The 15,698-nt window shown below is 74.9% G+C and carries 14 protein-coding genes; 10 read left to right on the forward strand and 4 right to left on the reverse strand.

Going from position 1 to position 15,698, the window contains the following annotated elements:
• Positions 1 to 24 precede the first annotated feature (24 nt).
• The 7 genes from MicB006_RS11770 (at position 25) to MicB006_RS11800 (ending at position 9,218) form a co-directional block, all read left to right on the forward strand.
• On the forward strand, positions 25 to 1,158 hold the full coding sequence (locus MicB006_RS11770) for an N-acetylmuramoyl-L-alanine amidase (RefSeq protein ID WP_116505941.1): 1,134 nt from the start codon (positions 25 to 27) through the stop codon (positions 1,156 to 1,158).
• A 259-nt stretch (positions 1,159 to 1,417) separates the two neighbouring features.
• Positions 1,418 to 4,603, forward strand: coding sequence for a penicillin acylase family protein (locus tag MicB006_RS11775; RefSeq protein WP_116505943.1), 3,186 nt, complete (start codon positions 1,418 to 1,420; stop codon positions 4,601 to 4,603).
• Positions 4,604 to 4,702: 99 nt separating this feature from the next.
• Positions 4,703 to 5,890 carry a DNA polymerase IV gene (gene dinB, locus MicB006_RS11780; protein ID WP_116505944.1) on the forward strand — a complete coding sequence of 396 codons (1,188 nt, stop codon included), beginning with the start codon at positions 4,703 to 4,705 and terminating at the stop codon, positions 5,888 to 5,890.
• A 105-nt stretch (positions 5,891 to 5,995) separates the two neighbouring features.
• Positions 5,996 to 6,928, forward strand: coding sequence for a hypothetical protein (locus MicB006_RS11785; protein ID WP_116505946.1), 933 nt, complete (start codon positions 5,996 to 5,998; stop codon positions 6,926 to 6,928).
• The gene (locus tag MicB006_RS11790) at positions 6,925 to 7,377 is read left to right on the forward strand and encodes an ABA4-like family protein (RefSeq protein ID WP_116505948.1); all 453 of its coding nucleotides are present in this window, start codon (positions 6,925 to 6,927) and stop codon (positions 7,375 to 7,377) included. Before MicB006_RS11785 ends, MicB006_RS11790 begins: the two co-directional genes overlap by 4 nt.
• Before the next feature lie 9 nt (positions 7,378 to 7,386).
• Positions 7,387 to 8,595 carry a sensor histidine kinase gene (locus tag MicB006_RS11795; protein ID WP_116505950.1) on the forward strand — a complete coding sequence of 403 codons (1,209 nt, stop codon included), beginning with the start codon at positions 7,387 to 7,389 and terminating at the stop codon, positions 8,593 to 8,595.
• Positions 8,592 to 9,218 (forward strand): response regulator transcription factor, encoded by a 627-nt coding sequence (locus MicB006_RS11800; RefSeq protein WP_116505952.1) that lies wholly within the window; start codon positions 8,592 to 8,594, stop codon positions 9,216 to 9,218. The genes MicB006_RS11795 and MicB006_RS11800 overlap by 4 nt, the downstream gene beginning before the upstream one ends.
• Positions 9,219 to 9,230: 12 nt before the next feature.
• On the opposite strand, the gene MicB006_RS11805 is transcribed toward MicB006_RS11800, so the two are convergent.
• The 3 genes from MicB006_RS11805 to MicB006_RS11815 form a co-directional block, all read right to left on the reverse strand.
• Complete coding sequence (locus MicB006_RS11805) at positions 9,231 to 9,944, reverse strand: RraA family protein (protein ID WP_116505954.1); 714 nt, start codon at positions 9,942 to 9,944, stop codon at positions 9,231 to 9,233.
• Between the two features lie 77 nt (positions 9,945 to 10,021).
• The gene (locus MicB006_RS11810) at positions 10,022 to 11,311 is read right to left on the reverse strand and encodes an aromatic acid exporter family protein (RefSeq protein ID WP_116505956.1); all 1,290 of its coding nucleotides are present in this window, start codon (positions 11,309 to 11,311) and stop codon (positions 10,022 to 10,024) included.
• Positions 11,312 to 11,371: 60 nt separating this feature from the next.
• Positions 11,372 to 12,124 carry a dienelactone hydrolase family protein gene (locus MicB006_RS11815; protein WP_116505958.1) on the reverse strand — a complete coding sequence of 251 codons (753 nt, stop codon included), beginning with the start codon at positions 12,122 to 12,124 and terminating at the stop codon, positions 11,372 to 11,374.
• A 147-nt stretch (positions 12,125 to 12,271) separates the two neighbouring features.
• Between MicB006_RS11815 and MicB006_RS11820 the strand changes: the two genes are divergently transcribed.
• Both MicB006_RS11820 and MicB006_RS11825 read left to right on the forward strand, forming a co-directional pair.
• Positions 12,272 to 12,670: a DUF2267 domain-containing protein gene (locus tag MicB006_RS11820; RefSeq protein ID WP_116505960.1), complete on the forward strand. Its 399-nt coding sequence runs from the start codon at positions 12,272 to 12,274 to the stop codon at positions 12,668 to 12,670.
• A 10-nt stretch (positions 12,671 to 12,680) separates the two neighbouring features.
• Positions 12,681 to 12,941: a hypothetical protein gene (locus tag MicB006_RS11825; RefSeq protein ID WP_073828584.1), complete on the forward strand. Its 261-nt coding sequence runs from the start codon at positions 12,681 to 12,683 to the stop codon at positions 12,939 to 12,941.
• 3 nt (positions 12,942 to 12,944) lie between these two features.
• Here the strand turns inward: MicB006_RS11825 and MicB006_RS11830 are convergent, their stop codons facing one another.
• Entirely contained in the window at positions 12,945 to 13,874 is a 930-nt protein-coding gene (locus MicB006_RS11830) for a diacylglycerol kinase family protein (protein WP_116511373.1), read from the reverse strand.
• 115 nt (positions 13,875 to 13,989) lie between these two features.
• Between MicB006_RS11830 and MicB006_RS11835 the strand changes: the two genes are divergently transcribed.
• Entirely contained in the window at positions 13,990 to 15,696 is a 1,707-nt protein-coding gene (locus MicB006_RS11835; protein WP_225980707.1) for a sugar ABC transporter permease, read from the forward strand.
• Positions 15,697 to 15,698 lie beyond the last annotated feature (2 nt).

Consider the following 15,698-nt stretch of genomic DNA (forward strand, 5'->3'; position numbering starts at 1 on the left):
CCGCCGGGCCATCGAGGAGGCGGAATGCACTTCGACCACCCCGAGCTGGACCGCCGTACGCTGCTGCGGGCCGGCCTCGGCGCCGCCGCGGTCGCGGTCGTCGGGAGCGAGCTCGTCCGGCCGGCCGCCGCGCACGCCGCGCCGGGCGCGGACCTCGACTGGATCATCAGCTGCGACGAGTGGGCCGCCCGCCCGCCGGCCGACCCGCTGTCGGTCAGCGCGATCCCCACCAACAAGATCATCGTGCACCACATGGCGTTCCCGAACGTCACGGACTACTCCGAGGAGCACGCCAAGCAGCTCGCCCGCGACTGCCAGGACCTGCACATGGACGGCAACGGCTGGTCCGACACCGGGCAGCACTTCACGGTGAGCCGCGGCGGCCACGTCCTGGAGGGACGGCACGGCAGCCTGGACCGGCTGCGCGCCGGCGACCGGCAGATGATCGCCGCGCACTGCCCGGGCGAGAACGGGCGGGCCATCGGCATCGAGAACGAGGGCACCTACGTCACCGAGACGCCGCCGGAGGAACTGCTCGACTCCCTCGCCCGGCTCTGCACCACGATCTGCCGGCAGTACGGGCTGCACGCCCACGACATCTTCGGCCACTGGGACTTCCGGGCCACGCTCTGCCCGGGCGCGATGTTCTACCGGGAGTTCCCGGCGCTGCGCCGGGCGGTGTTCAAGCAGCTCGGCACCAAGCTCGGCGACGTGCCGGCGCGGCGCTGGCCGGACATCTGGCGTTTCGTCGGCGGCCCGGTGGTCCAGGTCGCCCAGCGCCTGCTCACGTTCCGCGGCTACACCGTGCCGGTCACCGGCGTGTTCGACGCGGCCACCGTCGCGGCGGTGCAGGACTGGCAGGCGCGCAACGGCGTCCCGGTCGACATCGACGCCACGCTGACCGCGCCGACCTGGGAGACCCTCGCGCCAGAACTGGACCAGAAGTCCAGCGGGATCCCGGTGGCCGCGGCGCAGTTCATGCTCGCCTCCAAGGGCTACGCCGAGGTGACCGAGACCGGCGAGTACGACCACGCCACCCGCACGGCGGTGAAGGACCTCCAGCGCCTGCACGGACTACCGCCCAACGGCAAGATCAGCACCACCACCTGGTGCGCGCTGGTGGGGGGTGTGGTGCGCCAGTCGTTCCACAAGCACTGACGGCGCACCGGCGGGGAGAGCGGTGGGGGTGGCAACGGCGCCACCCCCACCGCGTCGTTGCGGGACGGAACGCGGCGAAACGTCGGCATTGGCGGCTGGTGAACGACGGCTATCCCGGACGGCAGTGGTACGCCGATCATTGCCCGCAGATAGATATGAGTCATTCTCACCTCCGGGCAGGACGCCCGGGCGCGGAGGCCGAGACGCCGTCAGCCGGGCGTGCCGAACGGCCCTACTCCGCGTCCCCCGGAGGATCGCCATGCCATTACCCGCCATCCGTGCCCGCCTCGCGGCGCTCACCGCCGCCGCCCTCACCGCGAGCGTCCTGACGGTCATCGCGCCGTCACCGGCACTCGCCGCCACCACGTTCACCCCCGACGACTACTGCCTCGGCCAGTGCGCCGACATCCTGCCGCCCGGGCAGAACGGCAACGCCACGCTCGCCGGCATCCTGGCCCACCAGGCGCTCGGCACCCGCCCCGCGCACTCCAGCGACCAGCTCGACGAGTACGCGAACCTGGTCTACAACTACGCCGGGTTGACCGACGAGCAGATCGCCCACTTCTACAACGACGCCTCCTTCGGCGTCCCCGACGCCCAGGTGGAGAGCAGGATCTCGCCGCGCTCGGACGTCACCATCGTGCGGGACAAGGCCACCGGCGTCCCGCACATCACCGGCACCACCCGCGCCGGCACCATGTTCGGCGCCGGCTACGCCGGAGCCCAGGACCGGCTCTGGGTGATGGACCTGCTGCGGCACGTCGGCCGCGGCAACGTCAGCTCGTTCGCCGGCGGCGCCCCCGGCAACCGCGAGCTGGAGCAGAGCGTCTGGGCCAACTCGCCCTACACCGAGGCGGACCTCCAGGCCCAGGTGAACGCGCTGCGCCTCAAGGGCACCCGGGGCCAGCAGCTCTACACCGACGTGGCCGACTACATCGCCGGCATCAACGCCTACATCGACAAGTCGATCGCCGACGACAACTACCCCGGCGAGTACGTGCTCACCGGCGCCGGCAAGCCCAAGCACTTCACCATGACCGACCTGATCGCCACCGCCGGTGTCATCGGCGGGCTCTTCGGCGGGGGCGGCGGCAGCGAGGTCCGGTCCGCGCTGGTCCGGGTGGCCGCGCGCGCCAAGTACGGCGCCACCGAGGGCGACCGGGTCTGGGCGGCGTTCCGCTCCCAGAACGACCCGGAGACCGTGCTGACGCTGCACGACGGGCAGAGCTTCCCGTACGGCGCCACGCCGCCCGGCGCCACCAGCGCGGTGCTGCCCGACGCCGGCACCGTGGTCGCCGAACCGCTCGCGTACGACGCCACCGGCGGGGCGGCCGCCCGCACCGGCAGCAGCGCCGCCACCAAGGACCTGCTCGGCGGCCTGTCCACCCTGCGCACGCACGGCATGTCCAACGCGGTGGTGGTCTCCGGGCGGCACACCACCACCGGCAACCCGGTGGCCGTGTTCGGCCCGCAGACCGGCTACTTCGCCCCGCAACTGCTCATGCTCCAGGAACTCCAGGGGCCGGGGATCAGCGCGCGCGGCGCCGCGTTCGCCGGACTGAACCTCTACGTGCTGCTCGGCCGCGGCCAGGACTACGCGTGGAGCGCCACCTCCGCCTCCCAGGATCTGACCGACACGTACGCGGTGCCGCTGTGCACCACCGACGGCACCGCGCCGACGCTGCGCTCCAACCGCTACCTCTACCGCGGCCAGTGCCTGGCCATGGAGGTGCTGGAGAAGCGCAACTCGTGGTCGCCGACGCTCGCCGACTCCACCCCGGCCGGCGCGTACACGCTGCGCGCGCTGCGCACCAAGTACGGGCTGGTCGCCTACCGGGGCATGGTGAACGGGCAGCCGACGGCGTTCACCAAGCTGCGCTCCACCTACCGCCACGAGGCCGACTCGGCGATCGGTTTCCAGGCGTACAACGACCCGGCGGCGATGGGCAGCGCGGCGGCGTTCCAGGCGTCCGCGGCGAACGTCGGGTACGCGTTCAACTGGTTCTACGTCAACTCGACCGAGGCGGCGTACTACAACTCCGGCGCGAACCCGGTGCGCTCCTCCACCTCCGACCCGAACCTGCCGATGAAGGCCGAGCCGGCGTACGAGTGGGTCGGCTGGAACCCGGACACCAACGACGCCACCTACGCCCCGGCGTCGGCCCACCCGCAGTCGGTCAACCAGGACTACTACGTCAGCTGGAACAACAAGCAGGCGCGGGACTTCGGCGCGGCCGACGGCAACTTCAGTTACGGCGCGGTGCACCGCGGCCAACTGCTCGACGGTCCGGTGAAGGCCGCCATCGCCCAGCGCAAGCTCAGCCGCGCCGACGTCGTCCGGATCACCGCCGAGGCGGGGGTCACCGACCTGCGCGGCCAGCAGGTCCTCGGCGAGCTGCTGCGGGTGCTGGACAGCACGCCGGTCACCGATCCGGCGCTGGCCGCCGCGGTGACCAAGCTGCGGGCCTGGCAGCAGGCCGGGTCCCGCCGGGTGGAGACGTCACCCGGCTCGAAGGTCTACCAGCACGCCGACGCCATCCGGATCTTCGACGCCTGGTGGCCGCTGCTCGCGGCGGCGCAGTTCCGGCCCGGCCTCGGCCCCGACCTGTACGCCGCGCTGGTCGACGCGTTGCAGGTCAACGAGTCGCCCTCGGGCGGGCAGAACGCGGCCCGCGACGGCACCGTGAGCTGGACGTCGCAGGGACAGGCGCACAAGGGCTCGGCGTTCCAGTACGGCTGGTGGGGTTACGTCGACAAGGACCTGCGCGCGGTGCTCGGCGACCCGGTGGCCGGCGGGCTCGGGCGCACGTACTGCGGTAACGGCAACCTGGGCGCGTGCCGGCAGGCGCTGCTGGACACGCTCGGCCAGGCCACCGCGGCCCCGGCGGCCACCGTCTACCCGGGTGACTCGTCCTGCGGGGCCGGGGACCAGTGGTGCGCCGACGCGATCGCCCAGTCCGGGCTCGGCGGCATCACCCACCCGCTGATCGGCTGGCAGAACCGGCCCACCTACCAGCAGGTCGTGTCGTTCCCGGCGCGCCGGGGCGACGCGGTGACCAACCTGGCGCAGGGTCGTACCGCCACCGCGTCCAGCACGCAGTTCCTGACCAGCAACACCCCTGCGAAGGCGGTCGACGGCAGCCTCGGCACCCGGTGGGCCAGCAGCTACAACGACAACCAGTGGCTGCGGGTGGACCTCGGCTCGGCCCGCACGATCAGCCGGGCGGTGCTGCGGTGGGAGGCCGCGTACGCCACCGGCTACCGGATCGAGGTCTCCGGTGACGGCAACTCCTGGCAGCCGGTGTTCAGCACCACCACCGGCAACGGCGGCGTCGACAACGTGACGTTCGCCCCGGTCAGCGCGCGCTACGTGCGGATGTACGGCGTCACCCGGGCCACCTCGTACGGCTTCTCGCTCTACGAGTTCGAGGTCTACGGGCGGTGAGGCGCACGCGGCCGGCCGGCGGGAGCCATCCGCCGGCCGGTCGCGTGTGTCCGGGCAGGTGAACACCGCTCTTTCGAACATGTGTGCGAGGATGGCGGGGTGTCGAGCGAGGCCACCATCCTGCACGCCGACCTGGACGCGTTCTACGCCTCGGTCGAGCAGCGCGACGACCCCCGGCTGCGCGGCCGGCCGGTGATCGTCGGCGGCGGCGTGGTGCTCGCGTGCAGCTACGAGGCGAAGGCGTTCGGCGTGCGCAGCGCCATGGGCGGCCGGCAGGCGCGGCGGCTCTGCCCGGACGCGGTGGTGGTGCCGCCCCGGATGGCCGCGTACACGGCCGCCAGCCGGGCGGTGTTCGAGATCTTCCGGCACACCACCCCGCTGGTCGAGGGCCTCAGCATCGACGAGGCGTTCCTCGACGTGGGCGGGCTGCGGCGGCTCGCCGGGGCACCGGCCGGCATCGCGGCCGCGCTGCGCGAGCAAGTCCGCCGCGAGGTCGGCCTGCCGATCACCGTCGGCGTGGCCCGGACGAAGTTCCTGGCGAAGGTGGCCAGCGGCGTGGCCAAGCCGGACGGGCTGCTGGTGGTGGAGCCGGGCCGGGAACTGGCCTTCCTGCACCCGCTGCCGGTGGAGCGGCTGTGGGGCGTCGGCCCGGTCACCGCCGCCCGGCTGCGCGAGCGCGGCATCCGTACCGTCGGGCAGGTGGCCCGGCTGGACGAGCCCGCGCTGGTGTCGCTGCTCGGCGCGGGCGCGGGCCGGCACCTGCACGCCCTGGCCCACAACCGTGACCCCCGGGCGGTGCAGGTGGGCCGCCGCCGTTCCTCGATGGGCGCGCAGCACGCGCTGGGGCGCGGGCCGCACTCCCCCGCCGAGCTGGACGCGGTGCTGGCCGGGCTGGTCGACCGGGTCACCGGGCGGATGCGCGCGGCCCGGCGCACCGGCCGCACGGTGACGCTGCGGCTACGCTTCGCCGACTACACCCGGGCCACCCGGTCGCACACGCTCGACGAGCCGACCGCGCAGACCGCGCCGTTGCGCGGCGCCGCCCGCGACCTGCTGCGCGCCGCGCTGCCGCACATCGCGCTGCGCGGCGTCACGCTGCTCGGCGTCTCCGTGGGCAACCTCGGCAGCGGGCACACCCAGCTCGCCCTCCCGTTCACCGCCGACCCGGGCCCGGCGCTGGACGCCGCCGTCGACGCGGTACGGGACCGCTTCGGCTCACGGGCCCTGACCCGTGGCGTGCTGCTCGGCCGCGACCCGGGCGTCGAGATGCCCCGGCTGCCGGACTGACCGGTCCGCCTCCTCCCCCGGTAGGAGACGCGCTCCGACCCGGGGCCGGGAACGCGGCCCGCGGGCGGGCGCGCGGGTCCCGGTCCGCCAGCAGCATCTACAGACATGACTACAGTGCGGAACCGGGCGGCCGGATGGCACCGCCCCCTGATGCTCCTCGTGTCCGCGATGGCGGTGCTCACCGTCGTCGCCGCGGTCGGCGTCGTTGCCGACCCGCGCATGCTGACCGGCGCGCCCATCTGGGCCAAGCCGCTGAAGTTCGCGATCTCGTTCGTGCTCTACGGCGTCACGCTCGCCTGGATGCTCTCCCTGCTGCCGCGCCGCAGCCGGGCCGCCGAGCGGGCCGCCACCGTGATCGTGGCCATGTCCGTGGTGGAGATGGTCGTCATCGTGGTTCAGGTGCTCCGCGGCACCGCCAGCCACTTCAACGGCACCACGGCGCTGAACGCGGCGCTGTTCGACGTCATGGGCGTGGCGATCATGGTCTTGTTCGCGGCCCAGTTCGTGCTGGCGGTCGTGCTGGCCCGGCGGCCCCTTCCGGACCGGGCCGGCGGATACGCGGTCCGGCTCGGTCTCGCCGTGTCCCTGCTCGGCATGGTCGTCGCGTTCCCGATGGTGGCGCAGACCCCGGCCGGCTCGCCCACCGGGATCAGCGGCGCGCACAGCGTCGGTGTGCCCGACGGCGGTCCCGGGCTGCCGCTGCTCGGCTGGAGCACCACCGGCGGCGACCTGCGCGTCGGGCACTTCGTCGGAATGCACGCGCTGCAGGCGCTGCCGCTGCTGGCGATCCTGCTCGACCGGTTCCTCGGTCGGCGGCTGGACGAGCTGACCCGGGCCCGGCTGGTGCTCGTCGGCGGGGCCGCGTACGCGGGACTGACGCTGCTGGTGACCGCCCAGGCGCTGCGCGGACAGCCGCTGCTCGCGCCGGACGCACTGACGCTCGCCGCGGCGGGGATGCTGGTCGCGGCCACCGCGGCGGCCACCGCGCTGGTGCTGGCCCGCCGGGGCCGCCGTACCGAGGTGGTGCTGGTCAGATGAGCAGCACCCTGTTCGGCCTGACGTTCGCGCTCGCGGCCCCGTTCTGGGCGTTGATGATCCTGGCGCCGCGCTGGTCCTGGACCGGCCGGATCGTCGGCTCGCCGCTGATCGTGGTGCCGGTGCTGCTGGTCTACGCGGCCCTGGTGCTCCCGTCGCTCGGTGCGGTGCTGCCGGTGGTGACAGCGCCCACGCTCGACGGTCTGCGGGACCTGCTCGGCAGCGCCGACGGCGCGGCGGCGGCCTGGGCCCACATGATCGCCTTCGACCTGTTCGCCGGCAGGTGGATCTGGCAGGACGCCCGGGAGCGAGGGCTGCCGGCCCTGCTCACCGCCCCGGTGCTGCTGCTTACCGTCCTGCTCGGCCCGGTCGGGCTGGCAGTCCACCTCGGACTGCGTGCCGGGTGGCCGCGACCGGTGAACGCGGTGGCTCCAGCCGCACCGGTTGCCTAGGCTGACGCGGTGAGCTGGGTCGGTCGGCTGTTCGACGCGCGGGACACGTTCGCGCGGATCCTCCTGCTGGACCTCAGCGGCGTCGGCTACCTGGTCTTCGGTCCGCACGGGAACTCGGCCGCCACCGGCACGCAGTGGGCGCTGGCGGTCCCGGCGTTCCTGCTGGCCCTGCTGTGCCACCGCCGGCCGCTGCTCAACCTGCTGATCCAGTCGGCCCTGCTGGTCGCCGCGCTCGTCCTGGTCGACGACGTGGTGATCAACCAGGTCGGTGCGAGCTGGGCGCTGCTGGAGTTGACCATGCGGGCCACCCGGCCACGCCAGGTGTGGCTGGGTGCCGGCCTGCTCGCCGCCGTCGACCTGACCGACCTGATCGGGCTGCCGGTCCGCGCGGCGTTCACCGGCCTGTTCGGGCTGGCCGTCACCGTCGGCCTGCCGCTGCTGCTCGGACTGGTCGTGCGGACCACCCGGGAACTGGGGCGGCAGGCCGAGGAGCGGGCCGAGGCGGAGCGGCGCCGGCGCGAGTCGGAGAGCCGGGCGGCCCGCGCCGACGAGCGCGGCGCCATCGCCCGGGAACTGCACGACGTGCTCGCGCACCACGTCGCGTCGATGGTGCTGCGGGTCGGGGTGGCCCGGCACGTGCTGCCCGACCTGGATCCGCGGGTCGGCGCGGTGTTCGACGACGTGCACGCCACCGGCACGGCGGCGCTGACCGACCTGCGGCGGCTGGTGGCGGTGCTGCGTGACCCGGACGGCGTACGCGGCGACGCCGCCCTGACCGCGATCGAGCCGTCGGCGCTGCCGGCGGCGCTCGGGACGGCGGTGGACCGGGCCCGGCAGGCGGGCGTCGTGGTGGAGGCCGATGTGGATCCGGCCGTCGGCGCGCTCGACGCGGTACGCGGCCAGGCGGTGTTGCGACTGACCCAGGAGGCGTTGACGAACGTGGCGAAACACGCGGGCGCGGCGGCCCGGGCGCGGCTGACGGTCTCGGTGCGCGACGGCGCGGTGCACTGGACGGTGTCCGACGACGGGCGGGGCGCGGCGCCGGCCGGGGTGCCCTCCGGCGGCGGGCACGGCATCGTCGGCATGCGGGAGCGGGTGGAGGTGCTCGGCGGGCGGCTGGAGGCCGGGCCCACGGAGTCCGGCTGGCGGGTGCGGACCGTGCTGCCGCCCGCCCACCCCACTCCCCGGCCCCGCCCGGGCGCGCCGGAGCCGGCGTGATCCGGCTGCTGCTGGTCGACGACCAGCACCTCATTCGGGCGGGCCTGCGGATGCTCTGCGACGCCCAGCCCGACCTCGACGTCGTGGGCGAGGCCGACAACGGCCGCGACGCCGTCGCGCTCGCCGCCCGGCTGCGGCCGGACGTGGTGGTGATGGACCTGCGGATGCCCGGCGTCGACGGCATCACCGCGACCAGCCGGATCCTCGCCGACCGGCCCGCCACCCGGGTCATGGTGCTCACCACGTTCGGCGACGACGATCACCTCTACCCGGCGCTGACCGCGGGCGCCTGCGGCTTCCTGCTCAAGGACGCGCCCCCGGCCGACCTGCTGGACGGCATCCGCCGCGCCGCCGCCGGGGACAGCCCGTTCAGCCCGGAGGTCCTGCGCCGGCTGGTCGAGCGCGCGGTGCACGCCCGCGCCGGCGCGCCCCGGCGCGCGGCCGAGCTGACCGCCCGCGAGCGGGACGTGCTGGACCTGGTCGCCGACGGACTGTCGAACGCCGAGATCGCCGACCGGCTGCACATCGGCGTGACCACTGTGAAGACGCACATCACCAGCCTGATGACCAAGACCGGCAGTCCCAACCGGGTACGCCTGGCGCTGTGGGCGCGCGGCGGCTGAGCGCCCGGCGGCTCACTCCTCGATCGCGCCGCCCACCGCGCGCAGGTGCGCCCGGAACGTCAGCGCCGGGTCGGCCGCGCGGGCCGTCAGGTAGGCGGCGAACCCGACCTGCGACCGCAGCGACTCCCCGGCCCGGATCCGGTCGGCCTGCCGCCGCTCGGTGTCCCGGATGGACTCGGCCAGGTCGAACAGCTCCCCGGCCCGGTCCGCCGGCACGAACAGCACACCGTCGTCGTCGGCCAGGGCCAGGTCACCCGGGCCGACGGTGAACGACCCGACCCGCGCCTGTTCCAGCGCCCCGTCCGGGCGCGGCTCCAGCTCCAGCGGCCCGCTCGGGGTGACGCCGAGGCTGAACACCGGCAGCCCGACCGCCACCAGGTCGACGGTGTCGCGGTGCGCGCCCCACACCACCAGGCCGGCCAGCCCGGCGGCCCGCGCCTCCAGCACCACCAGGTCGCCGACGCAGGCCCGGTCGGTGCGCCCGTCGTCGTCGACGACGAGCACGTCCCCTTCGGCGGCCTGCTCGATCGCCTCGAGGAAGACGTCCACGCTGCCGACGTGCCGCGCCGGGCGGACCCGGCCGGCCAGGCGCCGCCCGGGCAGCACCGGACGTACGGCTGCCGGAGCGCAGCGGACCTCGACGCCGGCGCGAAGGCAGGCGTCGGCGACGTGAGCGGTGGTCAGCGCGGCGAACCGCGCGGCCGGGGCGCTGTGACGGGTGTCCATGGCCCGACGCTAGCGAGCCGGACCTGCCGCGGCAGGTGCCAGTTGCCGCGCGGTGGCCTTCGGCCGGGCGGGCCGGGTCAGGCGACGCGGCTCGGCGGGCGGAACATGTCCTTCCGCCGTCCCGGCGTGCCCCGCCCGGCCACCCGGCGCCGGACCGGCCGGCTCATCCGGGCCCGCGCCGGAGGGCGCGCCTCGGCCTCGCCCGCCCCGGCGGCCCGGCGCACGACGCGGTTGGCGTCCTCGGCCCGGCAGCCGGTGGCCCGCAGCAGCTCGCTCTGCGCGGTCCGCAGATCGCTGATCATCGCCTCGCCGTAGGTGCGCACCCCCTGCGACCACGCGCGCCCGGCCAGCTCCGCGCCCTCCCGCACCAGCTCCCGGATGCGTTCCAGGTCGCCGCCGCGGCTGGCCCGGTTCAGCTCCCGCGCCGCCGCGCCGAGGCGGGCCACCGCGTCCGGCAGCGCGGGCGGGACCGGCTCGTCGTACTGCAACGCGGTGGCGGAGCGGCGGGCGATCGACCGGGCGTAGAGCACCAGCCGTTCGAGGTGCTGCGCCGCCTCGGCGTACCTGTGGAACTGGGCCCGGCGGTGCCAGCGGGTGGGCGCGATGGTCACCACCTCCTCGGCCCCGCTGAGCGCGTCGTTGAGCCGCCCGATGTCCGGCTCCAGTCCGCGCAGGTCCTCCAGCGCGCGCTGGGCCGCGTCGGCGTCGCGCCGGGTCAGCGCGTGCGCGACGGCGTCGAGCTGCGCGGTGAGCCCGGTGGTCACCGGCTCCACCGCCTTGTCCAGCACCCGGATCGGGTTGACCGGCAGCAGCAGCGCCACCACGAACAGGCCGACCAGCCCGCCCACCAGAGCGTCGAAGAGCCGGGGCAGTTCCAGGCCGGGCTGCACCGGCGCGAGCGTGGCGATCAGCACCGCCGTACCGCCGGCCTGGCCGACCAGCGCGCCACCGCGTCCGGCCACCAGCAGCGCGGTGGCGATGGCGAGCGTGACCACCAGGCCGGTCTGCCACGAGCCGCTGCCGAGCAGGGCGCGCAGCAGGTCACCGACAATGATGCCGAGGCCGACGCCGATGAGCAGCTCGAACGTGCGCCGGGCCCGCTGGCCGATCGCGGTGGCGATGGTGCCGACCGCGGCGGCGGGGGCGAAGACGTGCGCGCCGGGGCCGAGCAGCCACTGGGCGAGCAGCGAGGCGAGCGCCGCGGCGAGCCCTGCCTGCGCGGAGATCACCACGGTGATCTCCAGTTGGCGAAGCCGGTTCCGGCCGGCCGTGCCGCCCTCGGCGCGGGCCCGGGCGAGCGCTGTGCCGCCCCGCTCGACCGCCCGGTCCAGGGGCGAGCGGACGGTGTCGCCACGGCGGTCGGTCATGGCGGCGGTTACCCGCCTCCGGGGCGGTGAATCGTCCGCCCGGCCCGGCCGGCGTTCGGATCAGCGCCCGAAGGTGCGGTCGAGCAGGTCGAACAGTGCGGTCCAGTGCCGCTTCGTGGCCTGCTCGTCGTACATCGGCGTGTCCGACTGGGTGTAGCCGTGGCGGGCGCCGGAGTAGACCTCGGAGCGGTACGTGACACCGGCCGCGTCCAGCGCCTTCTCCAGCACGGCGATCTGCTCGGCGGTCATCGACGGGTCGGCGTCGGCGTGCCCGAAGTAGAGCTCGCCGGTCACCGCGGCGACGCCCAGGTGCGGGCTGTCCGGGGCGTCGGTGACCACCCGGCCGGCGTGGAACGCCGCCACCGCGGCGATCCGGTCCGGAAGCGCCTCGATCGCGCGCAGCGCGTTCATGCCGCCCATGCAGTACCCGGTGATCGCCGCCGGACCCGGCGCGACGTCCGGCTGGGCGGCGAGGAAGTCCAGGTAGGCGGCGGTGTCCCGGGCAACCGTCTCCGGCGTCAGCGCGGCCATCATCGGGCCGATCCGCTCGAACAGGGCGCTGCGGCGGCTGTCGTCGGCGAGCGCGCCGAGGTCGATCGGCGGGGCGCGCCCGGCGCGGTGGAACAGGTTGGGCGCCAGCACGACGTATCCGCGGTCGGCGATCGTCGCGGCCATCTCCGCCACCCGGGGCCGCAGCCCGAAGGCGTCCATGAACAGCAGGACGGGCGGGAAGGGTCCACCGGAGTCCGGCCGCGCCAGGTAGGCGTCCGCCGTTCCGTCGGGGGTGGGCACGTCGACGATCGTCGGCTGCACTGTCTCGACCTCCTCGCTGTCGGGTTTCCCGCCGCACGCTACTCCCGGCCCGGCAAGGCCAGGACCTCGGGTTTCCGCTCCGGGACCCGCCCGTTTGCCGGGGCCGAGCGCGGGAATCCCGCTGTCCCGGCGGAGGAAGGCGGCGAGATGGACCAGGATCAGTTCATCGGCGCGGTGGCCCAGCGGTGCGGCGCGTCCGCGGAGCAGGCCACGGCGATCACCCGGGCGACGTTGACGACGCTGGCCGAGCGGATCGACGGCGGGGAGGCCCGCGACCTGGCCGACCAGCTGCCCGAGGCGCTGCGGGCCTACGCGTTCGGCCCGGCCGAGGCCGCCGAGCCGTTCGGGATCGACGTGTTCGTGGAGCGGGTGAGCGGGCGCGCCGACGTGGACGTGGACGCCGCCCGGGACGGGGTCACCGCGGTGTTCGACGTGCTGCGCGACGCCATCGACCCGGCTGCGTACGCGCAGGTCGTCGGGCAGCTTCCGGCCGAGTTCGGCGACGTGGCCGACCAGAGCGCCCCGTACGTGCGGCGCACGGCGTGACGGGGGCGTGATGAGCGAGGACGCGCTGCGCCGCCCGCCCGAGGCCGACGCGCAGGAACAGCGGCAGGACGAGACGCTCGTCGGCCCGCCCGACACCGTCGACACGGCCGTGCCCGAGGCGAGCGAGGCGGACCTCGCCGAGCAGGGCGTGCTGCGCCCGCCGAGCGACCGGGCGGGCCTGGGCGAATCGGTGCGCGGCGACCTGACCGCCGCCGACGCGGTGGAGCAGAACACGGAGATCCCGCTGCCCGACGAGGAGCACTGGGCCTGACGGTCAGTGGTCCGGGCTGTCGGGGCGGGCCATCAGCCGCAACGCGTTCGGGTCCAGGCCGACGCGGACCGGGGTCTGCCCGTACGGCTCGCCGTCGACCTCGATGCGGGCCGGCCGGTCGGTCTCCAGCCACAACTGGCGTACCGCGAGGAACGGCTCGTCGCCGAGCGTGCGACGGTGGCCGGCCGCCGCGTTGCGCGCCGTCTCGCGCAGCAGCCCGCGCCGGGTCGGCCCACCCACCGGGTACGCGACCAGCAGCCGGTCGTCGGCGGTGGCGTCGGCGGTGATCGGGCGGCCGGCGTGGTGACCGCCGTTCGCCACGTACACCTGGTGCGTGGTGAACGTGTGCTCGCGGCCCTCGGCGCGGACCGTCACGGCCAGCGGCCGGTGCCGGGCCAGCAGTCCCAGCCCGGTCATCGGGTACGCGACCCGCCCGGCGATCCGCTTCAGCCCCGGTGGCGCGGCCTGCATGATGTCGGCGGACAGCCCGATCCCGACGTGGTTGGTGAACCGGGTGTCGCCGATCAGGCCCAGGTCGACGTCGATCACCTTCCCGCCGGTGAGGACGCCGATCGCGGCGTCCAGGTCGAGCGGGACGCCGACGGCGCGGGCGAAGTTGTTCGTGGTGCCCAGCGGCAGCAGGCCCAGCGCGATGTCCCGGTGGGCGAGCAGCCGGGCGGCCGCGCCGACGGTGCCGTCGCCGCCGCCGGTGACCAGCAGGTCCGGCCCGAGGTCGGCGGCCTCGGCGAGCACCCGGTCCAGTTCGCCGGGCCGGTCCACCGGGTACGCGCCGAGCAGCGCGAAACCGGCCGCGCGCAGGCGCGCATGGACGGTGTCGTAGAGCCGCCGGCCCCGGCGGGAGTGGGCGTTGACCACCAGCGCCGCCCGCCGTCGTTCCCGGATCGCCGCGGTCAGCTCCTGCTTGGTCCGCACGGTGGTGACCCTAGCCGCCACCGCGCGGCCGTGGGCCGGTTGCGCTGCCGACATTGACCGCGTCGGTTATCGTCGCGGCGGCCGTGATCTTCGACCCCCGAGGATGGATGTCCAGATGAGCCAGCCGGCAGTGCCACAGGCGACAGTGCCAGCGCCCCAGCCCACCCAGCCGAACCGCTCGGCGCGGACCCTGATCGGGCTGGCGCTGATCGTCCCGGCGGTGATCGCCTGGATCTGGTCGTACGTCCTGCCGACCCTGTCCACACTGGCCCGCAGCTTCGAGGGTGACGGGCCGCGCCGCTCGGGCGAGTCGGCGGGTGCGGCGAACTACGAGAGCGCCTTCGCCTCCGGGTTCGTCGGACAGGTCGGGTTCGCGGTGCTGCTCAGCCTGATTCCGCTGGTGGTGGCGCTGCTCGCCGCGCCGCTGCTCGCCGTCCTCGCCGACCGGGCCGGCCGGGTCGCCCGCCTGGGCACCCGGGGCGTGCTGGCGCTGCCGCTGGCCGCGTACGCGCCGGTCGCGGTGTACCTCGGCCGACGCACCGAGAACATCGAGAACGGCACCTACACCGAGACTCTGCAGTCCCCCCGGACGTTCCTCGTCTCGGCGCTGGCACAGGTGACATTCGGGCTGGTCGTCGCGGTGGCCGCGACTCTCTACCTGAGCGCCCTGCGCCACCGCGAGCCCGACCAGCGGCCCGCGCCGGCCATGCTGGCTGTCGGCGGGCTGCTCGGCCTGGGCGTCCTCGCCGCCGGCCTGCAGACCTACACCGCCCCGGTCATCCTGACCGGCGGCGGGCCGCGCGGCGACCACACGGCGACGCCGGTGTTCAGCATCGCGCAGACCTCGTTCCGGACGTTGCGCCTGGGCGTTGGATCGGCCACGTCGACGCTGCTGCTGGTTCTGCTCGGGCTGCTCGGGCTGGCCGCGGTGGGGCTCATCCTGGCCACCCGGCTGCGCGTCGAGTTCGACGGCTGGCGGGACCGCCCGGCCGTCCGGGAGGCGGAGTCCTTCACCGGCCGCCGGCCGCTGCTCGTCGGGCTGACCGCTGTCGCGCTCGTCGTCGTCCTCGGCGTGACCCTCTGGGCGTCGCTGCCGTGGCTGCGGAACTTTTCCGCCGACACCGGGCCCCTGCCCCGGGGCGTCGACACAGCGAACCTGTTCGCCAACACCTGGGTGCCGCCGCTGCTGTCCACGCTCGTCGCGGTGACGCTCGCGGCGCTGGCCGGATTCGGGATCGGCGCGCTGCGTCCGCTCGGACGCTGGAGCGAGCTGCTGCTGGTGCCGTTCGCGCCCTGGTTGTTCGTCGGTGCCGGCCCGCTGGCCATCGCCAATTTCGAACGCACGATGGAGCGCGAACAGCTGGGCCTGTTCCTCGGCCTGGTGCCGCCGACCTGGCTCTCGGTGCCCGCGCTGTTCGCGTTCACGCTGCTGTTCCGGGGCCAGCACGAGCGGTGGCGCTCCGGCGGCAGCGCCGGCCGTGCGCTGCTGCTGCCGGCGCTGCCGATGCTTGCCGTGACCGCGTTGCCGACCTGGCTGGCGCACGCCCAGTCGCCGCTGTGGACGACGCTGGTGAGCAAGGGGCCCGACAGCCTCACCGCTCCCGTGCTGGTGCAGATGGTCGCCAGCCGCGCCTTCGGCGCCGGCGGTGAGCTTCCGCTGGGCCTGATCCTGCCGCTGCCCATGCTGATCATGTTCGTGCTGCTGTTCGTCGCGCTCATGGTCGGCTACGTGGATCGGCTCGCCATCCGGGTGGGGCGGCGCGGCGGCGCGGACACGCCGCCCGCCGGGGCGGGCGGGCCCGTCGCCAAGGTCACCGCATAGGG

The organism is Micromonospora sp. B006 (assembly GCF_003408515.1).
GTDB classification, from domain to species: Bacteria; Actinomycetota; Actinomycetes; order Mycobacteriales; family Micromonosporaceae; genus Micromonospora; species Micromonospora echinospora_A.